Origin of the sequence: Sphingobacterium sp. BIGb0165 (assembly GCF_024810095.1) — a bacterium.
GTDB lineage: Bacteria > Bacteroidota > Bacteroidia > Sphingobacteriales > Sphingobacteriaceae > Sphingobacterium > Sphingobacterium detergens.
Window position 1 is genome coordinate 45,463 of sequence record NZ_JANUEB010000006.1, and the last position, 24,498, is coordinate 69,960.

17 protein-coding genes are annotated in these 24,498 nt (G+C 38.7%); 3 read left to right on the forward strand and 14 right to left on the reverse strand.

The features are described 5' to 3' along the window. The first annotated feature begins 5 nt into the window (after nt 1-5). Complete coding sequence (locus M2408_RS14705) at nt 6-2,639, forward strand: outer membrane beta-barrel protein (RefSeq protein ID WP_259183061.1); 2,634 nt, start codon at nt 6-8, stop codon at nt 2,637-2,639. 422 nt (nt 2,640-3,061) lie between these two features. On the opposite strand, the gene M2408_RS14710 is transcribed toward M2408_RS14705, so the two are convergent. From M2408_RS14710 to M2408_RS14735, 6 genes are all read right to left on the reverse strand, one after another. Further along, nucleotides 3,062-3,562 (reverse strand): DUF2938 domain-containing protein, encoded by a 501-nt coding sequence (locus M2408_RS14710; protein ID WP_259183063.1) that lies wholly within the window; start codon nt 3,560-3,562, stop codon nt 3,062-3,064. Nucleotides 3,563-3,715: 153 nt separating this feature from the next. Further along, complete coding sequence (locus tag M2408_RS14715; RefSeq protein ID WP_259183065.1) at nt 3,716-5,152, reverse strand: MFS transporter; 1,437 nt, start codon at nt 5,150-5,152, stop codon at nt 3,716-3,718. 133 nt (nt 5,153-5,285) lie between these two features. Continuing rightward, nucleotides 5,286-6,098 (reverse strand): AraC family transcriptional regulator, encoded by an 813-nt coding sequence (locus tag M2408_RS14720; protein WP_259183067.1) that lies wholly within the window; start codon nt 6,096-6,098, stop codon nt 5,286-5,288. A gap of 154 nt (nt 6,099-6,252) precedes the next feature. After that, a complete protein-coding gene (locus M2408_RS14725) occupies nt 6,253-6,690 on the reverse strand; it encodes a carboxymuconolactone decarboxylase family protein (protein ID WP_259183069.1) in 438 nt (145 codons plus the stop codon). A 69-nt stretch (nt 6,691-6,759) separates the two neighbouring features. Continuing rightward, nucleotides 6,760-7,197, reverse strand: a complete 438-nt coding sequence (locus tag M2408_RS14730; RefSeq protein WP_259183071.1) for an N-acetyltransferase — start codon at nt 7,195-7,197, stop codon at nt 6,760-6,762. Nucleotides 7,198-7,281: 84 nt separating this feature from the next. Then, entirely contained in the window at nt 7,282-8,745 is a 1,464-nt protein-coding gene (locus tag M2408_RS14735; RefSeq protein WP_259183072.1) for a PLP-dependent aminotransferase family protein, read from the reverse strand. 76 nt (nt 8,746-8,821) lie between these two features. Between M2408_RS14735 and M2408_RS14740 the strand changes: the two genes are divergently transcribed. Both M2408_RS14740 and M2408_RS14745 read left to right on the forward strand, forming a co-directional pair. Continuing rightward, nucleotides 8,822-9,484: an FMN-dependent NADH-azoreductase gene (locus M2408_RS14740; RefSeq protein WP_259183073.1), complete on the forward strand. Its 663-nt coding sequence runs from the start codon at nt 8,822-8,824 to the stop codon at nt 9,482-9,484. 131 nt (nt 9,485-9,615) lie between these two features. Beyond that, on the forward strand, nt 9,616-9,843 hold the full coding sequence (locus M2408_RS14745) for a hypothetical protein (RefSeq protein WP_259183075.1): 228 nt from the start codon (nt 9,616-9,618) through the stop codon (nt 9,841-9,843). A gap of 234 nt (nt 9,844-10,077) precedes the next feature. On the opposite strand, the gene epsC is transcribed toward M2408_RS14745, so the two are convergent. From epsC to M2408_RS14785, 8 genes are all read right to left on the reverse strand, one after another. Then, nucleotides 10,078-10,887, reverse strand: a complete 810-nt coding sequence (epsC, locus tag M2408_RS14750) for a serine O-acetyltransferase EpsC (protein WP_259183077.1) — start codon at nt 10,885-10,887, stop codon at nt 10,078-10,080. A 39-nt stretch (nt 10,888-10,926) separates the two neighbouring features. Further along, nucleotides 10,927-12,402 (reverse strand): sulfatase, encoded by a 1,476-nt coding sequence (locus M2408_RS14755; RefSeq protein ID WP_259183079.1) that lies wholly within the window; start codon nt 12,400-12,402, stop codon nt 10,927-10,929. A 14-nt stretch (nt 12,403-12,416) separates the two neighbouring features. After that, the gene (locus M2408_RS14760) at nt 12,417-14,339 is read right to left on the reverse strand and encodes a sulfatase-like hydrolase/transferase (protein WP_259183080.1); all 1,923 of its coding nucleotides are present in this window, start codon (nt 14,337-14,339) and stop codon (nt 12,417-12,419) included. 1 nt (nt 14,340) lies between these two features. Next, nucleotides 14,341-15,804, reverse strand: a complete 1,464-nt coding sequence (locus tag M2408_RS14765) for a RagB/SusD family nutrient uptake outer membrane protein (RefSeq protein WP_259183083.1) — start codon at nt 15,802-15,804, stop codon at nt 14,341-14,343. Between the two features lie 2 nt (nt 15,805-15,806). Next, the gene (locus M2408_RS14770) at nt 15,807-18,950 is read right to left on the reverse strand and encodes a TonB-dependent receptor (RefSeq protein WP_259183086.1); all 3,144 of its coding nucleotides are present in this window, start codon (nt 18,948-18,950) and stop codon (nt 15,807-15,809) included. Between the two features lie 219 nt (nt 18,951-19,169). After that, entirely contained in the window at nt 19,170-20,072 is a 903-nt protein-coding gene (locus M2408_RS14775) for a sulfite exporter TauE/SafE family protein (RefSeq protein WP_259183089.1), read from the reverse strand. A 637-nt stretch (nt 20,073-20,709) separates the two neighbouring features. Then, nucleotides 20,710-23,649, reverse strand: coding sequence for a pitrilysin family protein (locus M2408_RS14780; RefSeq protein WP_259183091.1), 2,940 nt, complete (start codon nt 23,647-23,649; stop codon nt 20,710-20,712). Between the two features lie 239 nt (nt 23,650-23,888). Further along, nucleotides 23,889-24,446 carry a GAD-like domain-containing protein gene (locus M2408_RS14785; protein WP_259183092.1) on the reverse strand — a complete coding sequence of 186 codons (558 nt, stop codon included), beginning with the start codon at nt 24,444-24,446 and terminating at the stop codon, nt 23,889-23,891. Between the last annotated feature and the right edge of the window lie 52 nt (nt 24,447-24,498).

The window sequence follows — 24,498 nt, forward strand, 5'->3', positions numbered from 1 at the left end:
TGAAAATGTTTACAAGATCGATTTTATCACTAATAATCACTTTTGTTGGCCTGCAGTTTTGTCTAGCACAGGTACGTCATATCCGCCTGGAACCAGGTACATATCCATTAAAGAATGTCTTTGATATGATTCAGAGTCAATGTGGTTATACTGTATTTTACAGCGATGAGATTGTTATGGAAGACATGACCCTGACGGTAGACAGCAAGCAAATCTCACTAGATTATCTATTAAACAAAAAATTAAAGGATTACCATCTTGCGTATCAATTTCTCGACAAAAAAATTTTAGTAATATCTGACTTGCCTCCTAGTACATTAGAACAAATGCGAGCAGATAAAATCGAAGGGCAGATCAGTGATATAAAAAATCAACCTTTGCCCTATGCAACCGTCCGTGTATTAAAAGGCGATTCCATAATAGGTGTTACAGTTGCAAATGAGCTAGGACGCTTTAATATTGCTCTACCCATTGATCAAAGACTGCTGCTGCTCGAGGTTTCTTCCCTAGGTTATAAATCAGTCAGAAAATCGTTTGGCGACCTTGATCGAACGGGCAAACTAAAGCTGACCTTGGATAACGACAATACCGTATTGGAGACAGTAACGATTACGGAAAACCGATCGCCCTATGTCAGGCAGGCAGACCGTATGATCGTGAATGTAGAAGGGACGATGCTTGCAAACGGCCTATCTACACTCGACCTTTTACAGCGATCACCTAATCTTTGGGTCGACCACAACGGCAATATCAGGATCAGGGGTAACCAATCTGTGATCGTCATGATCGATGATATTATACAACGGATGTCTGCTGAACAATTGGCAGAATACCTCCGCTCAATTCCTTCGGAAAATATTAAGCGAATAGAAATTATCTCCAATCCGGGAGCTGAATATGAAGCTCAAGGCCTTGGCGGAATCGTAAAAATAGTAATGAAAAAGGGAACAAGTGATGGATTCAAAGTAATCTTATTGGCTCGCTATATCCAAAATGTCAAAGATCCTTATTTTAACGGAGGTACCTTATTTGATTACAAAAACAAACGACTCTACCTGTCTGGAGCAATCGCCTATACCAAAGATAACCAACGCTATAAGACAGACTATAGCATCCAGTATCCTGACGACTCGAAATACCTGAGCAATACACAACGTTTTAAGGATCTCAATAGCTATAATGCCCGGTTAACAGCCAACTACGAAATCGCTAAAAACCAAAACATTGGATTGCAGACCATCTGGACAAATTCTAAGTCTGACCAAGACTTCCATACCAATAATGCCCATCACATAAAGGGTGATACTTTATACAAAACAACGGATAACGTATGGAAGAATAGACCGACAATGGTCAACTCTACCTTCAATTATTCGTTGAAAATAGATACATTAGAGTCTAGCTTTAAAGTGATCGCCGATTATTTGTACAATGACAATCGGGAATCGAATCACTATCGCATGACGGCACCTAACAGCCCTGCCCCCTACATCTATCAAAATCTTTCACCCAGTACAACACATATCTACAGTATACAGGCCGATCTCAACAAAAAATATCAAAAGGACTTTAGTGTTGCTACAGGCGTCAAATATGTACGGACAAAACGCAATAATACCGTCGAAAGAAATAATTTTATTGAGGATAACTGGCAGCTCGATTCTTTATATAGTAATCAGTTTATATACAACGAAGATCTGATCATGGGTTATTTCACCCTGGATAAAAAAATCAACAACTTCTCAATTAAAGCAGGATTACGGGCCGAACAAACTTTTATCGATGGACTATCGGTGACAAGTTCCGAGAAGGTAAAACAAAATTATCTCAATCTATTTCCCTCTATCTTTCTATTGCAGAACATAGGAAAGAAGGGTGCTTCTATTCATCTTAACTACGGAAAAAGGGTACGGCGGCCTTCTTTCAAGGATTTAAATCCCTATACACTTCAGATCGACGACTTTGTGCTAATTCAGGGGAATGTCAATCTACAGCCGGAATACATCCACCGCATTGAAACAGGGATTACACTAAAAAAAGGCATCTCAGTCGATCTATTCTATTCCAATACACAGGATAAAATAGTGCAATTTACCACACAGGTCAACAACAGGCAGATCAAATATCAATCTATAAACTTCAAAAATGGCAAAGACTATGGCTCCAGTGCATTTTTCCCATTTACAATAAACAGTTCTTGGAGGGTTCAAAGTAATCTTTCATTCTTCAAATCCGAGTTTGAATATGGCAATATCAACCTTTCTCAAAAAGTATTTGAAGGAAGCCTATTTAACTTTCTGAAAGTTAGTAAACTATTTGATGTTAATCTATATTTGAGTTATCGAACAGCATCTTACATTGGTAATACTAAATATGCGGATCAATTCTATTCCAGCGTAATGTTTTCTAGAGGGATTTTAAATGGGAAAGGTAAAATAACACTACAAGCCAATGATTTATTCAATACAGCGCGGGAACGTGAGTTTTCAAGCTATGAAGGTACTATCATCAATTTCTATCAAAAACGCCCCACACGTACTTTTGGGCTATCCTTTACCTATACGATTACAAAAGGAAAGAAATTTGAAGATAAGAAAATCATCCAATCCAATGATGAACAGAGAAAACGTGTCAACTAAGATAGCCTAAACACTAAATGTAAACTTTTTTCAGGACAAGACACTTATGATTTTTTTATTTCAAAATTAAAGCCCTCTATTCATTCGGTATAACTTGCGCTGTACCGAATGAATAGAGGGCAAATAAATCAGCTAATTTTACTTTATATCCAAAGCCTCCATAATTTTTGTTTGGGTAATATCCTAACTGGGCCTAGGTGCATCATTGTCAATTATTCTTCCATCTTTACCAATGATAATATAATGAAGTACACCAAAATATGAACCCCTTCAACCTTGTCTTCTGCAATCACTTTTTTCCAAAGATCAGCATAGCCATCAGGGATGACAGTCGACAATTTCCGCTCGCCAAATTATGTTCCATAAGTTTTAAAGCGGACATTTTTCAATTTTATGTATATGGATGGATACCGGAATCTCCATTATGAAACTATAATGCTTAGAAATAATGCGGTCAGATACAATCCAATTCCATAAACTGTATGAGCTTGCAAACTTTTAAGTCTTGCTACTAAAGGATTAGGCGTTTTGGAAGCGGCAATGCCAAAACCGAAAGCAGGCTGCATCATGAACCACGGAGCGATTGTCGTTAAAATTCCAATAGCTAAGGCTGGTAGAAACGTCGGATTATATGCCCATTTTACACCACAAATCAGTAAAAGTAAGAAAGCAAAAGAAATCCCGATCAAATAGTGAGCGACCCATCCAATTATCCGCTCTCCTTTAATTTTCTCTGCTTGTATAATATTTTGATGAACAAATACACCATGCTTAAAATGGCCAATCCATCTGCCTACGATGCCCATATCGAGGGAAAAGATGTTGAAGATGTACCGCAGGAATAAGGCATAAATATCCATAATTAGGGTTGCTCCAATACCAATGATTATTGAAAAAATAATCAGTTCAAAAAATGTATTCATCTGTTTTATTTATTATTAAAAATTTCGGCTGATAGAGCCCTATTAATCGAAGAACCGGCCTGAGAACCTGCTGAAACAGCTGTTGCAATAGAACGAAAAGCGGAGTTATCACCACAAGCAAAAACCCCAGGTATGTTTGTCTGCTGATAGTTATCAATTTGTTTTAAAATTACCTACTTGAGAGATTAAAATGAGAATCATAATTACTACTAATGGAGCCGTTGCAAAACTGCTGTATAAATATATGGATGCGTTAGTTACTCCGATTATTGTATTAGCGTCTGTTATGCCGCCTACATTTGTGACTAAACCTGCTAAAGCAGCACCAAAGGAAGTCGCAATAAGTTGTACAGTGGTTACAGAAGAAGAAGTTAAGTCTTCCTCCCCTGCTGGTGCTAAAGAAAACACTTTGGTTAATAAATGAGGCCATCCCATTCCTATTCCTGCTCCAATCGCTAAAAGACATATACAATTTAGAACTAGATTCCAATCTGGAGATAAAGTGTTTGTAATGGCGATATAACTCAAGCCGGTTAAACCAATAAACATTAAAAAGGCTCCGGAAATTACGATTTTTTTTGCCGAATGTCCTTTATAACCAGAAAACAGTATAGATGATAATGTCCATCCAATCGCTATTAAAACGGTGAGATATCCTGCTTTTAATGGGGTAAATTTGTAGAGTACTTGTGCAAAGTAAGGAACGTAGATTTCGACAGAAGTAGCTATTGTTAGTAATGCCATAACAGCATATGTGGCGCCAAGAGCAGATGAAATTTTATATGCACCAGTAGGAAGTAATCGTATCGTTTTCTTTTTTTCTGCTAGTCCGAGTAATATTAAAAACAACAATGCAATGACAACTCCCATTACATTTTCTGATATGTTTTTTTGTACACTACCAATAGATACGGATAATACAGCCAAACTAAGTAGCGAGAGTTTTAAATAGGGTATCGGTGTTATTGTGTGATCATTTCTTTCCTTTGGCAATATTATTGAAGCGGTTATTAGAATGAAAACGCAAAATAATAGCAACACTCCAAATGACCATCTCCAATGTCCATGCTCTGCAAATATACCTCCAAGGAAGGGGCCTGAAAAAGCAGCTACACCCCACATTCCTGAAACTAAAGCCATAGCTCTAGACCATAAATTTTCTGTAAAAACTAATCTAATCATAGCATAGGATAATGCAAAAAGCAATCCTCCTCCATATCCTTGAATAAAGCGACCAATTAATAAAAGGGGCATCGTTGGTGCTAGGGTACAAATTAATGTTCCTATACTAAAAAGTAAAATTCCTATTTGATATGCTTTTCTTGGTCCCGATCTAACCATTTGATTTGCGGAAATTACAGAACCTATTACTGATGCAACAACAAATATGGTGGTATTCCAAGCGTAATACTCCATTCCTCCAATCTCTTTTATAATTGAAGGCATTATCGTTGTTGCCAGATACACATTGGTCGCATGTAACATTACTCCTAAAGCTAGTATAATTGCCTTTAGGGAATTCCCTTTTGAGAAAAGGTCTGACCAAGATGCTCCTTCTTTATTATTTACTGCTATATCTATTTTACTCATTGATAAAGTATTAAAATTACTTTACAAAGCTCAAAAAGATAGAAGCCATTAACAATATCCGATTTTCGGAATTAAGTTTAATTTTTACGGATTTGTTATCCAATTTATGATCTAAATTGTAGAAATAATTTTCTTACATTTTTTTTCTATAGTCATTGGGAGAAATTGTCATATGACTTTTAAAAAATCGTGAAAAGTACGATGCTGTTTCAAAGCCTAGGGAACTAGCACATTCTTTTACTGAAATTGTAGTGTGCTTCAGCAAATATTGACTCTCTAATAGCAATCTTTCATGGATAATCTGTAATGCAGTATGCCCTGTCTCTTCTTTAACTACTTCTGTTAAGTGTTTTGCTGATATATTAAGCTTTGATGCATATTGCCCGATAGTCTTCCATTTTGAAAAATATTGATCAACTAGTCTTTTAAATTCATAGGTAAGTTGATAATTTCTATTCATATTCTTTTCAAAACCTAATAGACAATATTCGCAAGCACGATTATATTCATATAAAATTTCCATCAAGATTAATCGAGTAATGTCTAAATGATAGGCAGATTGCAACTCGAGTTCTCTTTTTACCGCTATAAATCTATCCGCTACTATTTGAAATCTTTCGTTTAATTTATATAAGGGAGGATAGTTGGCATTGAGTAATAACAATTCATCAATTATGCCCTCCTTTAAAAACATCTTTTGCAAGAAGGTTTTTACAAATAAGATCTGTCTTAAATCTAAATCATTAGAGACATTACTAATAGAAAATATGACATCTGGAGGAATAATAGTTATTACATTTGGACTTAATTCGAATTTGTGAAAACCGACTACGATCGATGTTGAACCCGTATAACAAATTAAAACAGTGTAATAATCATTTTTCACAGGTCTATCTATCTTAAGATTTCCTGTACCTTCGTGATACTTTACTTTAAAATCTATCATACAGAATACGCTATTCTCAAAAATAGGAGTTAAATTAAGCTATCTTTGGATTTGCTTAAATACCCCAAATACATAACCAATGTTCAAATAAAAACTACTTACCCGCCCTTGCGAGCAAGTGTTAGTAATTATTGCTCATTTAAAAGGAAAAAGACTAATCTAAAGGTTTATGAGTACTAATTGCTACTCTATTCCATGCATTAATTGTAATAATTGCCATTATAATCAGGCCAACATATTCTTCGTCAAACAACTTAGCTGCCATCTCATAAGTTTCGTCAGATAATCCATTATTACTAATCAAAGTAATTTCTTCTGTCATTGCTAAAACAGTACGTTCTTCTTCTGAAAATAAATCAGTTTCTCGCCAGGCATTTAACAGAAAAATTCGTTGGGCGCTTTCTCCTTGATTAATCGCATCGCGAGTATGTAAATTAAGACAATAAGCACATCCATTTATTTGAGAAGCTCTAATTTTTATAAGTTCCAGATGAATTTTGTTTAATTCTGAATTTTGAACAGCACTATCCAATGCTATAATTCTTTTATAGGCATTGGAAGCTACACTAGATAAATCAATACGTTTTTTCATTTTTTTCATTTTAAATTTATATAATTCCTTTAAACCTTTTAAAACACAATTTTCAATGCGAAAAATGCATCATTTTAAATAAGCATGTAAATGAACAGCAGAGAGTTCAAAGCCATTCTCAAAATATAATTTTTGTGCAGTATGGTTATCAAAACCTGTATCCAGAACAACCGCGTCCAACTTTTTAAATTCTGCTATAGCTCTGACATTGGATAATAATTTGCCACCAAATCCCCTGCCTCTATAACTTTCTAAAGTACACAAATCGTCAATATAAATAATATTACCACTGTGTAATGTAGTCATAATGCGATATCCTACAAATGAAATAATGTTTTCCTTATCATAAATTCCTTTGAGGTTATATTTTTCATTAGCAACCATTTCACGGATGGTACTAACCCAAATTTCTTTTTTTAAATGAGGTCTTAGTACTAGGGCTATATCAAAGCATTTTTCAATTTCTAAATCAGATTCAATTGATTGGATTTCAAATATGTTTTCCATGTTCCATTATTTTCCGATAAAATTAAAACACATTTGGAAGATTTAAACATACCAGATTAGTAATAATAGACAGCCCAAGGCAAATTACGGTATAACTTTTTTTAAGATGGAGATTGCTTCTGACATTTCTCTTTCATCTAATGAGGCAAATCCCATTCTAAGTCCGTTGGTAGAAAATAATTCATTTTTATAAAACAAACCGTTATCAATGTAAAGTCCTTTCTTTAACGCATTATCTGATAATTTTATCAAATCAATATTAGTATCGAAGACAGACCATACAGCCAATCCTCCCTCTGGAACCTTAAATACCATTTCATCGGGAAAATTAACCTTTAATAATTCACAAAACATGTCTCTACGTTGCTTATAAATTTTCAGAGCTTTTCTGTAATATCGATTCATTTCTCCTTGATTGAATAACGAAGCAAAAGCTTCTTCCAAGGTAGTGTCTCCCTGTCTGTCTATAAGTTCTCTCAAGGCAGTGGCTGAGTGAATAAAATTAGAAGGTCCCATCATAAACCCAATTCTAAGTGCAGGAGCAAAAGTTTTAGTGACCGATCCTAGATAAATTACATTTTCATTATGATCTATACTTGCTAAGGGCAAAAATGGTCTGTTGGCATAATGAAAATCAAAGTCATAATCATCTTCAATAATTGCAAATTTATGCTCCTTGGCAAGCTTCAGAAATTTCAATCTACGTTCCATACTCAGCGTAACTGTTGTGGGACAGTGATGATGAGGAATCAGATATACAGCTTTTATCTTCTTTTTTTTAAGAATCTGTTCAAGATAATCGGCATCCATTCCATAATCATCTATTGGAATTCTTAATAATTTGGCTCCGGTTTGTTTAAAAATATCATCAGCAGTAGTGTAGTTTGACACTCCTAATGCAATAATATCTCCAGGTTCAAGAAGTAACTGAGCTGATAAATAAATTCCCATTTGGCTACCTTTAGTAATCAACATATCATCAATTTCAACATGTAGTCCTCTGGTAGTTGAAAGATATTTACATAATGCTTCTCGTAGATTTTCTGAACCCTTCGCATCGCCATACTTTAAGAAGTTACGGCCATAGAATTTTCTCGATATGCTTCTGTACTCACGCATTAGTTCATCTATTGGAGCAAGCCTAACATCAGGAAAACCGTCATCTATTGCTAATTGAGTTTTTTGCAAATTTTTACTATGGACTGCATTACTAAACTTATTTGTCCATATAAACGCATCCTGTTTTTCCACTAGATTTTTTATATCAGGATTATTCTTCTGAGTAAGAATAGGAAGACTGGATAAGACATATACGCCTTTTCGTTCTATAGATTCCGTCCAACCTTGACTAATTAGTTCTTCATATGCTAATTTTATCGTATTACGATCGACTCCAATTAATAGAGCAAGGATGCGGGTACTAGGTAACATTTGAGATGGTTGTAAAGTACCTTTAGTAATGAATGAAATAAAATAATTACACACCTGAATATATAGAGGTATAGTAGATGTTCTGTCAATTTGAATTAAGGATTTATACGGTAACATCTGGGCTGTATGTTTTATATCTATTGGAGTACAAATATAAGCCAATTTCACGCTAATTTTGTCAAAAAAAGAAAAAATGAATTCACAAAATAAGGAACTAAACAACGTCCTAGTTATCAATTCAAGTGCAAGAACTACAGGTTCTCAAAGTAGAAAGTTGGCAGAAACCTTTATAAATCACTGGAAAAAAAATCACATAAATTCTAAAATTCAGCTTCGGGAATTGGGAAATAAAATTATACCTCATATAACAGAGGAATGGATAAGGGCAGCATTCAAACCTTTAGAAAATAGAACACTGGACGATTTTAATTCTTTAGAAATAAGTGATGAATATATTAAAGAATTAAAAGATGCGGATATCATAGTTATTGCATCACCAATGTATAATTGGTCAATACCAAGTTGTTTAAAAGCCTATATCGATCAGGTAGTACGTGTTAATGAAACTTGGAGATATAATCCTGATAATATTCAAAATCCTTATATAGGATTATTAGAAAATAAAGCAGTTGTTTTGTTACTGACAAGAGGGTCACAGGGTTATGAAAAAGGTGGTTGCAATGAACATATAGATTTTCAAACTAATTATTTAAAAAAGGTCTTCAATGTAATTGGAATCGCTGACATTCATGTAATAAATATTGATGGAGAGGCAAATAATAAAGAAGATTACAAGATAAATATAAAGATAGCACATCAAAAAATTATTGACCTTATTGAAACCAAACTCTCTTAAGGCAAGATAGCGAATAAGGAAATTCTATATTGGGCGTTGCTAACTTAGTTGGCATATGAAGTTAAGAACAATAAAAAATCTTAATTTTGAAATAATGATTATAGTCCGTAACTGGACGGCTTTCAAGAATCATGGGACTTGTTGGCTCCTATAAAAATATTGATCAAAAAGAAGCTTGGACAATTGCTTCAGATTTTATTAAAGATGAATTTGAAAACAGATTTGAAAAATTTAACTCTTACGAGTTTGTAATTGAAACGGCACAATGGTTTTATGATATAGCTTGGGATTACTCATTTTTACTTTTTGCCAAGAGAAAATATGAAATCATTGTTATTGACATTACAGATACGGACTGAACAAAAAACGGGTCACAAAAAAAAGACTACAAAATAAGTAGTTTTTTTTTTGAATTTGTGATTCTTTATAATTATCTTTAAATATCATAATATTTTAGGTTTATAATTGGTTATTGAAGGTTTTCACTCTCCCCGTTTGAAAACCTTTTTTTATTATATAAATAACATGATTCCATACCATATCCTTGCAAACCCATATAGCTGATACCCTCTAATAGATTTACAAAAAAAGTTTCATCGGTCAACTTTTGAATGGATGAATTGGATCTGTGGTTTATGGAAAACAGTTGTGTCTGGGGGTACGCTGCTTGTTATCCAGACGTTTCCTCCGATCACAGAATGATGTCCTATACGTGTATTCCCACCCAGTATTGTTGCTCCCGCATAAATGATCACATGATCTTCAATAATCGGATGTCTTCGTTGACCGGCCAAAACCTTGTCAACGCTAAGTGCTCCTAATGTGACTCCTTGATATAGCTTGACGTGATCGCCGATAACCGCTGTTTCGCCTATAACCAAGCCGGTTCCATGATCGATATGAAAGTGGCGCCCAATGGTCGCCCCCGGATGGATATCTATACCTGTACGTTCATGGGCATACTCGGTCAAAATACGGGGGAATAAGGGGACTCGATCTAACCAGAGCTGATGTGCCATGCGGTACATGCAGATTGCAAGAAAACCTGGATACGTGCGTATGACCTCACTGAGATTGTTGGCAGCGGGATCGCCATCGAGCATAGCCTGAGCATCTTCAAGCATGAGATGATAGATCTGTGGGAGGTTTTCAAAGAAACGTTGGACAATTCCACGATGATCACAGCCTATACAGTCTTTGCTATTCAGCAAAAGATCATATAGCTCATTTTCCAAAATTGTAAAAGTTGCTTTAACGGCTTCTACGGTAAGCAGCTTTTTCGAATTACGTTCTGGAAACATTAGCCGAAATACATCTCTTGCCCATTCCCAGATACGAACGTTGCTGGGCATATCATGCGCAGCCTGCTGTCTGGCAAATAATGTGCTATAGAATTTTTCCATTTATTTATATTTTATAACTTTTTTTTATCGTATAGAAACCTAATCTGAAATTTTCAGGAAAGGCCCCTTGTTTTTGGTATTGCGTGCATCCGTCGCCCTTCCCGGCATTTCGCCCCGCTTGCCCTTATCTCTCAGTGGTTGTCCATCTCCTCGGTCATACCAGTCATTCGTCAGGACAGTGGGTAATGTGTCTCCCGTATCGTCCTGCCATTTTTTTAAGACCTTACGGAAATGCGCCAACTTATTGTGGTACAAAGGATCATCAATTTTATTTTGAACTTGTTCGGGATCGCGTTTAAGATCATAAAATTCCTCCCTCGGCCGAGGGCTTATATAAGGCTCTTGCTGTAGCTTACTAAGCCCACCAGTCAGCAATTTTGCTTTTAGGGAATGTGCAGACGGACTCTGATTAGCATCGATGGGCCCGTCATTATTATACTGAGGCCTTTCATTAACAATATACAGGTACTCCGTTGTCCGCACCGCACGTTCGTAGGCTTCGTAATCATGCCAATTGTGCTCGGAAAAGATATATTCTCTAAATTGATCTGTTGCATCATCTTTTAATAGGGTACTGAAACTCTTGCCTTGTATAGCCTCTGGAACAGGAATATGGGCCAGATCCAGAATGGTGGCACTGAGATCAATACTACTAATCAGCGCTGTAATCGGCCTATGCTGTTTTATTCCTCGTGGCCAGTGTACGATAAAGGGGGTCTTGATACCACGGTCAGTCAAACGAGTCTTACTCCCGGGGAAAGGACGCCCGTTGTCCGCCATAAAGATAATGATCGTATTATCCAGTCTCGAGGACTCTTCCAGATGCCGCAACAGATCCCCGATGTAATCATCAAGGCGTGTAATTTCATTGGAATAGGATGCAAGATCCCTGCGTGTAATGCTGTCGTCTACCAGGGTTTTCGGTACCTTCACCTCATTTGGTTTATAGCTGTAACGAAATGTGCTATCGGCGGACCATTCGCGGTGTGCATCATAAGACGCAAGCCAAAGGAAGAAGGGCTTTTCCTTTGGTGTACTGTTTAATAAACTTACCCATTGCCTCTCTCCACCTTCGCCATTTGCCGCTTTGTCCACCAACAATGTATCATAAGCGAGGGCGCTATGTGACCCTTCATGCCATTTTCCGGCCAAGGCCGTATAATAACCTGCCTTTTTTAAAAATAACGGAAAAAGTGGTTGCTCCGCCCCCACTTCGGTGTGTAACTCCGCCGCGCCTGTATTGTGTGGATAACGCCCTGTCAATATGCTGATCCTGCTGGGACTGCATGAACTCGTCGTCAAAAATACGTTATCAAAACGACGCCCCTCCTTTGCCAATCGATCGATATTCGGGGTACGGATACTACGGTCTCCATACGCGCCGATATCATCCCAACTGACATCGTCTGCGATTACCAAGATGATATTGGGTCGATCCAACGTTTGTGCCTTTAAATTTCCAAAATAGATGGTACAAATGAATACTGTCAACGTACACAAAAATGTCTTTCTCATAATGCTTTTCTTGTCTACCATTTTACCGAGATCGATAAAGGACCTTGGTAAGCTAATTTTGTTTGCAATAAATAGTATGCTGCTTTCACGTCATATTCGGATGTTTTTTTTGCAAGAATTTCCTTTAAATCATCCTCATAAACTTTAAGTTCAGTACTATTGGCCGGAACTAATGCGTTGAGCGCCTGTAACCGAAGCATCGTATTGTCGTTCCGCAATTCTCTGCCGATGACTTTTAAGGCATTAATCTTGTCAATATTCTTTTGATAAAGCCCTTCCGCTGCAGCAATACGAACATAAGCGATCGAGTCAAGGGACAGCTGACGTAGCGTTTCACTCACTTTCCGATCTTTTTCCTTTAAGATCATCAGTCCTACCGCAGACCAATATCTTTTTACGGGATCATCACTTTTAGCCGACTTCAACAAGAATGGAAGTTGTTTTGGATCTTGGTCGGAAGCAGCATAGGCTACATCCAATACCGATCTTATGTCGTAGTGTTCTGAATGGCCATAGTCATATAGTGATGTTTTTTTTGATATTTCCACTGCCCCGCCTTCAGGAATAAAACCTACATCATTCAATCTGATTAGTAACTCCCGTGTATTTCGTCGAAGGCTATCCAATGTTATATAATATGAGGGATCATCGGCCAGATTTCTGATGTTTTCGGGATCCTGTTCGACGTCATAAAGTTCCTCGGTTGGTTTGGGCCTAAAAAAACGCGACTGGATATCATTCAGCTTGCCAGCATGATATTCTCTTTCCCACGATTGCATAGATTTGGCAAGCCATAGAAACTGTACATGCTGTCCATAAGGTTTATTTGGAAAGAAATTACGAACATACCGATAGCGCCCCTTTCGTATTGTTCGGACGAGGTCGAAGCGCTCATCCATACGCCCGCGAAAACCAAATACGACATCCTTATCCCCGTTAATTTTACTACCTAAAAATGGTTTTCCCTGGAAATAGTCAGGCAGGGATACACCTGCTAAATTCAACACGGTAGGTGCAAAGTCTGCAAAATCCACAAAGCGATCCGTAGAGGATCCCGCTTTTCCGTATGGATTCAAGCCGCCATACTTGGAAGGAAAACGAACGATCAGCGGAATCCGTAGTCCCGATTCAAACATAAAGCGCTTACTTCTGCCGAGCACGCCACCATTATCCCCATAGTAAAAGACAATCGTATTATCTGCTAGACCTGCTTCATCCAATTCTCTCAAAAGGTCACCTACGCGTTTGTCCATTTCTTCGATCCGGTCATAATAAAGTGCCCAATCGTGCTTCATTTCTTCAGTTTTTGGCAAATATGCGGGTATAGGTATACGTTCAGGATCGTGCCGAAGAGGGGCATCAGCTTCTTTCAATTCCGGGGGAACGGGGAATCCAAATTGCTTATACATTTCGGCCTTTGTAGCGTTGTCAAATATGGAGCTCTCATGGGATGTCTCGATATTAAATACAGCAAAAAATGGTTGTCCTTCTTTTCGATTTTTGTATGTTGCCTTTTTACTCGATTCGTCCCAGACTTCGGGCTGATCAACGGTGTTATAATGCTTTTTTGCATTATTTGTCGTATAGTAGCCTACCTGCTTTAGATAAGCAGGAAATAAGCGCACAAAATCGGGGGAGGGATATTCGCTTGTCATATTTTCTGTTCCTATACTTGGTGGATACATACCTGTAATTAAAGTAGAACGTGAAGGGGCACATACGGCAGCAGTACAATAGGCGTTGTTAAACATTATGCCCTGCTTGGCAAGCTGATCAATATTTGGCGTAGTTGCCAAAGAATCCCCATAAGCCCCAATAAAGGGGCTATTATCCTCACTGACAATCCATAGAATATTTGGCCGCCCGGACTGTTGTCCGTATGCTATTGTGCTGAGATACACACAATGTATCAATAAAAATATCTTTCGTAACATCATGTCATGGGTTTTGGGTTAAATTCGGATTTGCATCGATAGCGCTTAAAGGAATTGGAAACAGGAGTTTGTTTGCTGCAATTTGGATTCCTTTATTACTACTCAATACGGCCACTGCTCTACCGGTGCGGACAAGATCAAAGAAACGATGAAACTCAAACGCTAATTCCACGCGCCGCTCATGTTCTATTGCCAGTGCCAATGTTGGATATTTGTCCGTTGGGTAAGCGGAAGTTCCATAGTCGGCCAGTCCTGCACGTGCACGTACCTGATTTAGGTAACTTGACTCACCCGTGAGTTCGGCATAAAGCAGGAGAATATCCGCGTAGCGGATTGCTTCTACATTTTGACCGGGGTAAAGAAAAGTGCCATCAAAAAACTTAATGGTATAAGGGTAATCTATGAAACTTCCTGTTTGTAAATTAGTGAACCCGAGCTGTAAGGATAGCTCTTTACGCGGGTCGTTACTTTCATATTCACGGATCAGATCACCGGTGGGCGTATTTAACCCGTTACCTCTGAAGGTTGTTGAAATACCCGGTAGGTGAAAAGCAAAGTCCCATGGAGCGTAGTCTGCCTGATGTGTACTGTTGACATTATTTTGGCCAGAGAGGTATTGCACTTCCAGAATCGATTCCTTGGAATTTTTCGTGTCGGACTTAAACAGATAGGCGTAGTCATCCTTCGTTATCTTTCCATCGCCATTGGCATCCAATGTGAATTGATTACTTTGTATAATTTCAAGTAGTTGTGCTTTTGCCGCATTGCTGTTTCCGGCGGCAAGATATACTTTTGCCAATAGTGCTCCAGCCGCATGTGAGGTCAGCCGTCCAGCATTGCTGCCGGTATAGGAATTTGGGAGAACACTTTTTGCTTTTAGCAAATCTGCTATAAGCTGTTGGTATATCACGTTCTTATGCTCGCGAAGATAGGTATAGCTTTCGTCAGGTGTCACGACCTTAAGTGGAAAGGGCACATCTCCAAACGCCTGGGTCAGATAATAATAAATGATGGAGCGTACGACCAGTGCCTCTGATGCCAGCCGCTTCTTAAGGGCGGGGTCTGAAAAAACAACAGTCGTGTTCTGGAGCTTGTCCAGCACGTTGTTGATAATGTAGAGCGCATTGTAAGCATTGTTCCAGGCTGTTTCGACATAGCCATTATCAGGTTTGATCGTATGTCCGCTGATATCCTCCCCAAAACTGTTTGCTCCGGTGGTCTGTTTAATATAAACGTTATCGGAAAAAAGTTCGCCGTAGAGGTCTGGAACACCTCCGGAATTATAGATCCTCGTCAGTTGCCGATAAATATCGTTTGAAGCAGAAATCAAATCAGCTTCGCTTGTATAAAAGTTACCTTCTGTAAGATTGGTTTCGGGGTAAAGATCCAGTTTATCCACATTACATCCCGATAGGAAGCTAGCACTCACTATTGACCCAATTATAAATGATCTTATGTTTTTTCTCATCACTATAAAACTAAGTTTAAACCGATTGAATAAATTTTGGCCGAGGGATAGGTATTGGCACTGATCCCTCTTCTACTTGCATCGTCCGCATTGCCGGAGAATCCTTCCGGATCGAATACTGGAGCATCTTTTTTCGTAAAGAGATTTGAACCGTTGAAATATATGCGTAACGAAGAGAGTTTGAGCCGCTGTGCAAACTCTGGCGAGAGTGAATAGCCGAATGTAAGGTCTTTTAAACGGAAATAAGATGCGCTGAAGAGCCAGTAACTTGAGGGTGTTTTTTCATATCCATGTTCATCCACCTTGATTCGGTAATGATAACCGTCACCCGGATCTTCTTCCGAACGCCATCTGTTATTCAGCACTTTTAGATAGTTACGTCCTTCGTGATACAGCAGCGAGCGATGTACATTCTCGTCCATAATTTCTCCTCCCTGCACACCTTGGAGCACCACACTAAGATCAAAATTATGGTAGGTAAAACGGTTGGTAAATCCGTAGATAAAATCCGGATTTGGATTTCCGATGATCGTTCGGTCGTCTGTGTTGAGCACACCATTAGCATCAATATCTTTGTATCGGCCATCACCTGGCCGCGCACCGGCATATGCAGATCTATCAGCATCAATTGCAGCCTGATTTAAATACACACCATCATATCGGTACCCGAAGAAGCTGAACGCGGCCTGAGCGACCTGATTTATTTTCTGCATACCACTGGCCGCAGATCCACTCAAAATCATCGGTGCATCGTTCGCTCCTAATGAAAGAATTTTATTTCGATTGAATGAAAAGTTGAGGTTACTGCTCCAGGAGAAGCTCCCTGACTTGATGTTATTGCTTGCTAAAGTTACTTCTAAACCCTTGTTCTGAATTGCGCCCACATTTTTGAACACAGTTTTGAACCCAGACACTACGGGTACAGGAACTTCCAAGAGAAGACCGTCTGATTTGGATTGGTATGCATCGACAGTCAGTTGCAGGCGTTCATTCCATAAGCCCAGATCCAGACCGATGTTATATTGCCTTGTCCGCTCCCACTGTAGATTTGGATTGGTGATACTGGATGGATAATAGGTTGTCAACAGATTGTTTCCCAAGGCTGCGCGGCCTTGAGAGATCTGTCCGATCCATTTATAGTCGTCGAAACGATCATTTCCTGTTAGCCCATAGCTTGCCCGCAATTTCAGGTTGCTGATGAGATCTATATCCTGAAGGAACGCCTCTTGTGAAGCAACCCATCCGGCCGATATAGCGGGAAAAGATCCCCATTTATTGTTCGGTGCAAAACGGGAAGAACCATCTCGACGTATACTTGCGGAAAGGAGATACTTGCCTGCATAGCTGTAGTTTGCCCTGACAAAATAGGAGATGAACGTAGTTTTTGTGAGCTTGTCGTCGGCCGCATAAACAGTCTTGCCTGCGCTCAGCGCTTTTACAAGGTCATTGTCGTAGCCTCTTCTTTCGAGGTAATTATACCCATAACTGGAATAATTGTATTCTGTACCTAGAAGCGCATTTAATCGATGTTCTTCCCACTGTCCGTTATAGGTTAGGAGATTTTGGAAGGTATAGCTCGCTGTGCGTGATAGATCTCTCGACATTGCACCTTCGGTATAATAGGACGGTCCTAATAAGTGGTCCTTTGCTTGATAGTTGCTACCGTCGTTTCGGTTGTAATAATAGTTGAAAGCCGATTTGAATTCCAGACCTTTTATTAACTGAACCTGTCCATAGATATTGCCTATGGCATTAAAGCGTTCGCGCCTGATATCATCGGTGCTACGGTACAGTGGATGTCCGTTTTGCGGCCTAAATAGGATGGCATTATAATTTTCAAAACCGGACTGGTTTAAAGGTGCGCCTAAATAGCCATTTTCGCTGTAAACGGGATATATACTCGGGTACTGTACTGCCCATTCAAACATTCTAGCGTACGGTTCCTGCTCTTGGTCGAAGTTTAGGTTTGTATTCCCTCCCACTTCTAGCCAGTCCGTAATTTTCGATTTGATATTAAAGCTCAGTGCATATTTCTCATAATCCGAAAAAAGAGCGATACCCTTTCGCTTCAATACACCTCCTGAAAGACGATAAACGCTTTTCTCATTGCCTCCGCTAGCATTGATATCCAACCGATTAAGTGGGGCCGTACGAAAGATTACATCTTGAAAATCTGTATTTGGTAAGCTTTCCGGATGTGCTAATGCCTCGGGCCAGGTATATTTATAATTTCCCCGGGCAGCAAGTGTATTCGGAGCATTCGGATCCCCACCTTTGTCTACCCAGCTATTTTGGGCAGCGTCGATAGCAGCCTGTGCGTATTCAGCGGCATTCATAACCTCGACTTTATCGATTACCTGTTGAAGAGCCGTGACGTAGTTGGCCTCAAAACGTGTTCGTCCGGATTTTCCAGATTTCGTTGTAATGAGGATGACACCATTGGCAGCCCTGGAACCATAAATAGCTGCCGAGGCAGCATCCTTAAGGACCTGTATGGACTCTATATCCGCATTGTTGATGAGCGAAAGGTCATAGTTGGGGACAGGAATACCATCTACAACAAGTAAAGGTGAACTTCCGGCAGAAACAGAGTTGATTCCGCGTACCTGAATGCTTGCAGAAGCTCCTGGCTTGCCACTTCCTGTTGTTACTTGTACGCCAGCAATTTGTCCGTAAAGTGCTTGCCCGATTTCCGAAGATGGACGCCCGCTGATATCTTTTGTAAAATTCAAGTTGGTACTTGCTCCCGTGAGATCCCTCTTGCGTTGTGTACCATAACCAACCACGACTACTTCATCGAGGTCTTCCGAACTCGGTTCGAGCGCAATCACTGTAGGAGATGTATTGACGACAATGGTTTGCCTTTTATAGCCTACATAGGAAATGATTAGTGTAAACGGGAGTTTCTGCCCGGTAACGAACTGAAAATTACCGTCACGGTCGGTTTTTACACTGTGTGTAACAGCATCTAACTGTACCGTCGCACCTTCAATAGGCTGTTTTGTCTGCGAGTCGAGGACCTTTCCTGTCAACGATGCATTGATGATCGGTTTAGTTTCTACCTGTGCATGGAGTAGTGTTGGGCCGAAGCCAAGCGACAAACACAGGAATAACGTAGAATACCGAAGTACCCTAGACTTTTTCATAGGTATATGAAGTTTAATAATGAATACTTACAAGTGCCAACGCCAATTGAAAACTTGTTTTTTTTGCCAATGGAAGCCATAGCTCCCAGGTGTTTCTATAATTGAAATATGCTATTGATCACATACACATTCGCATCCGGCATGAGAGACAATAGCGGTTGATCAGGTCTTGAAATAGATAAGGGTTATCAGAAAATTTCATCAGGTTGAATATTGTGTTTATGAAAACCAGAACTGGTATATTCCCCATCCTGAGGTTAAAATAACGAGTATACCGACAACGAGCAATAGTAGTCGCTGATTTATACGGGATGCGACATATGCTCCGATCGGGGCTGCCAAAACTCCTCCGATAATTAAACCCAAAACAATATCAAGATGCTGTACGCCCAACACAAAAATAAAGACCGACGTAGCGAAATAAGTAACAAAAAACTCCGCTGTATTTACGGTACCTATCGCCTGTCTGGGGCTCTTTCCTTGAGATAGCAAGTTTGATGTTACGATTGGTCCCCATCCGCCACCACCAATCGCATCTAACAAACCGCCAGCGAAAGCCAATAAAGAAGCATTTTTAATAGGTTTATCTTTTTGCAATTGTTTTTTTAGGGCTTTGAATAATAAGTAAACACCCAATCCGAGCAAATAAACAGAAATATAGGGTTTTATCGTATTGCCATCAAAAACCCCCGAAAGCAAATACGCCCCTAAAACCGCACCGATACTACCTGTTATGACAATTTGGAAAAACAGCTTTTTATCAATATTATCAAAGCGGATATGAGACAATCCCGATATACCCGTAGTAAATATTTCGGACGTGTGAACCGCAGCTGAAGCAAATCTTGCCGGAATACCAAACCATAGGAGTAAGCTCGTACAGCTTACTCCATATGCCATTCCCAACGCTCCATCTATAAGCTGGGCAACAAATCCTGCAACAATAAACCAAAAAAAATTGATATCAAACGAGAATGCATTATCCCGAAATCCCTGAACCAGCAAATAAACAAAATAACAGGTGATGAATAATTTTAGTACTACAATTAACCAGCCTACATGTCTGAGTGAAATTTTATTTCCGATCCTGCTAAATCCTAGCAAAGCAATTGCTCTCTCCATTTCTTACGTTAGTTTAAGGTTGATATTTAGTAAATTACACCTGCCAGCAAAGCAAATATAAAAAAGATATTTAAAAAAGACTACCAAACAAGTAGTATTTATATTTATTTTCTTGCTGTTGTCCTGTTAGTACAGGTGAATTGCCCACTATTTTTGAAAAAGCACTTTTAAAATAGCCATCAAATGTGAGCAATTTTGTGCTTTGAGCGTATCCGTACAACGAGTAAGAGTATTCATCATTCGGGTAGCATTTTATTATTCATTAGGGCAGACAAAAGAAGCAATACTCCCTCATTACTAAGTATACTATTTATAGCTATAATATAACTAATGTTCACTGGCAGTCATTAGCTGTCTACAAGGGGGAAGAAATCAAAAAAGCTTTTCCAAGAATGCAGAAACTTTTGATCTGAGCTATATACAACAGTTAACAGAGAGATTATAGAAATTAAATTTCCTTTTTGTAATAATAAAACTTTTAAAACTACAAGTTTGAAAAAAAAAATTGCTCAGTAAAATAACGATATACTAAGCAATATGGGCTAATGAAGATTATCCTTAAACCGTAAAAAAGGGCCATCATACAAGATGTGGCCCCAATAAACTATAAACATTGAAACATTTTTTTTGAATTGGATTAATATCCAAATATCTGATCAAGACTTAGCTTTTGGATACTACCCAAATCTGAGATAGTAGCTTCATTTAAGTCTTTTTCATCGCCAACAATACAATAGATGTAAGGTTTATGGGCGATATTATTGGCATGAAAAGCTTTAAGGTCTGAAAACGTAAGTTGAGGAAGTTTATCAAAAACCATTTTTCTAGAATCTTCTGTAAGTCCCCGACGCTGTGCAGCCAGATAGCTTGAAAGAATACCCGCCCCCGTAATCCGCTCACTTGCCAAAGATTTCAGTAAATTTGTGCGGATTGATTCCAAACCTACTTTTGATTCAGGAAGTTCATTTAAAAGCTCATTCATACCATTGACAGCATCCTTAAACTTGTCAGATTGTGTCCCGATATATGCACCTACCATACCATGGTTTTCTTTCTTTTGGGGTTGTCCATAATATGCATATGTAGTATATGCCAACGCTTTTGATTCGCGGAGCGTCTGGAAGACAATACTTCCCATGCCACCGCCAAAATAACCATTAAAAAATGCAACAGTAGGGATTTCATTTTTGTCAAACAAACCTGAGTTGCGGATCCAAAATACTTCAGCTTGCTTCATAACATACTGTGCAAACAAGACTTTATTTTCTTCTGTTGGTTTCTCCTCGAATTTCACGCCTTTCTCAATCGTAAAATACGGCAAATCGTTATGCTTTAATGGTTTAAGATTTTTCACTAAATCAGTTACGACTTGTGGACCATAATATAGGATGCGATGTTTCGCGTTCGCGAGGTTATGCAATACTGTTACAAGATCTGCCGCTTTCAGGCCATCAAGCTCTTGGTCTGTATAGGTATAATTGAATGGGTTTTTGGCACCATAACGTGCGTAGGCTTTTAAGCCTTCCATAATAGCCCCTTTATTTTCTTTTGCATTGGCCCTGGATTTTTTCACACGCTCGATATAGGCTTTAAAAGCGGCCTCATCCACCACACAATTGTGCATCAGATCTTGCAATAGACTAATAGATGCTCCAAAATTGCTATTTAATCCAGAAACTGAAACACTGCTTTCCTCATTTCCTGAAGAGACACCAAATTCTGATGCCAATTTGTAAAATGCTTTGCTAAACTCTTCGCTGGTTTTATCTTTCGTACCCAAAAACTCCAAATAACCCACAGCCAGTCCCAATAACTTGTTGTCCCAACTTCCAAAGTCAAAATGATAAGTTAGGCTGAACAGCTCATTATTTTTATTCTGAACGGCCAAAACATCCAAATCCTTCAGTTTAGCTGTTGCCATATCTCTCCCAAAATCGATCCATAGCGGTTTGATATCTTGCTCCGGCATCGCATTAATCTGCTTTAAAAAGGCTGACTCTACATTCCGATTAACCGTAATTGGTGTAATAGCTGGTTTAACTACTTTATCGACATTGGTATCCTGCCCTTTTTGTTTATAAACAGCTACGTAATTAACATCAGATAAATACTTATTGGCAAAACGCACAATATCCTCTTTGGTAATTTTAGCTAAGCGATCCGTATAAGCTAATTCTTTGGCCCAGTCAAGCTCTGAAGTAAAACCCGACATCAGCTGCTCGGCGGTGCTGGTGTAATTATCATACAGCTTGATCTGTGCTTTCTTTTCATTGTTGACAATCGAAGTAAGTAGGTCATTTGAAAAATCTCCTTTTCTCAATTTGTCGAGTTCACCCAACAACAATTTCTTAACATCTTCCAAGCTCTGGCCTGTCCCGGGATTACCCTGAAGGATCAACATTGAATAATCCTTCAACACATACGGAAATGCGCCCGCACCCAATAATTTTTGAGATTTAACCAAATCAAGGTCAATCAATCCGGCAGATCCATTGGTCAGTACATTGGCCATAAGATTCAGCAGCTGTGCGTCTGGATCAGCTGCTCCTGGAAATCGAAATCCCATCAGAATATACTCTGATGCAGGCCCTGTAACAGTTTTTGTAATGGGACTGGTAATAGCTTGCTCCTTTTCAAACTTGTACGGCGGTACAGGTTTAGATTTCATACCAGCAAATGCTTTATCAATGCTTTTGATGACATCTGTCGGATTGAAATCTCCGGACATAATGATGCCCATATTGTTAGGAACGTAATAGGTATTATAATACGCACGGATGGCCTTTAGTGAAGGGTTTTTAAGATGTTCAACAGATCCCAAAACGGTTTGCTGACCATAATTGTTGTTGGGGAACATAGCTGCAAAAATAGCCTCTGTAGACTTTCTATTGTCGTTATCCAAGCTGATGTTTTTCTCTTCATACACGGACTCAAGTTCGGTGTGAAACAAACGCAGAATGGGATTTCTGAAGCGCTCGGCCTGAACGGCCAAATATTTGTCAATTACATTGTTGGGTATATCTTCCACATAGACTGTCTGCTCAAAAGATGTAAAGGCATTGGTCCCCTTAGACCCCATGCTGCTCATCAATTTGTCGTATTCATTAGGAATAGCATACTTGGAGGCTTCGCCAGAAACCCGGTCGATTTCTTTATAGATCGCCGTGCGTTCAGCAGCATCAGTGCTGTGGTTATATTTTTCATACAGCCCGTCAATCTGATCTAATAATGGCTTTTCTTTGGACCAATCGAGACTACCAAACTTGTCTGTACCCTTAAAAAGCATGTGTTCAAGGTAATGTGCCAACCCCGTATGGTCTTTTGGATCAGTTTTACTCCCAGCCTTGGTTGCTATGTACGCCTGAATGCGCGGTTGTTTTTTGTTGGGGCTGAGGATAACGGTGAGGCCATTTTTCAGTTTATAAAAACGGGTTTGAACTGGATCGTTGGTCACATATTTATACGTGTAACCATCTTCGGTTTTCTGCTTCCACTGGAATCTCGACTGTTGTGCCGATACATTATTGGAAACAAATAAAAGAAATGGAATTATGAATGTCCATATAACTCTTTTCATAAGCATAATTTGAGAATTGTGTTTTTCTAAAGGATTTATAACTGCACCAAATATTCTACAACAATATTGAGCATAAACAAGATATATTACAACTATTTACACATAGTTCGATAAATTTCTGCGTATAAATATCTTTAACCGAAAATTATTAGGTTCATAAGCTCTATTGAAGCATTTTTTAATATTTTTTTCATTTCAGAGCACAGCGATAACCACCTAATAATCAACACAAAAACACATTATTTTATTTTCGAAAAAATTTTGGTTCGGCTAAGCAGGTAATCTATGAATTGTACTTTAATGAGTTGATCCGCCTTTCTGATATCGTGATATCCCAATGATGGTACGCATCCAAACGACTCTCCAAAAGACAGCTTTCCTAAATTTTGCACTGCAGATAAATAATTCTTGGTATTTAACGAAGACTCATAAGCCTCCGATTCACAGATATCCACAAAGAAAAACCGAAAGCCCCAATCAATCACTTCTCTTTTTCCTGTCCTAAAATTTAATGCAATCACATAGCCATTTTCCCAAATAATAAGATCGGATAGGCCCGTTGTAAACATGACAATGGCATCTGCATATTTTGAAGCATAAACTTGCTTCAATAGACTTTTGTACTCTCCGGGATTCACGACGTTTAAATAACCGTTCATGAAGCTCCCAAATCCATAATTTTGCCAAAAGCTCAACAATTCATCCGGTAATCGAGCCGTATAGCTTGCAACGAGCTCAAATGAAGGTCTCTCTTGAAGCTGATATACGGGGTATTTTTCAAAAAATTTATCAAACATACTTTTGTTAATTGGAGGTATTATCAATGGTAAAAGCACTGGTATTTTGAAA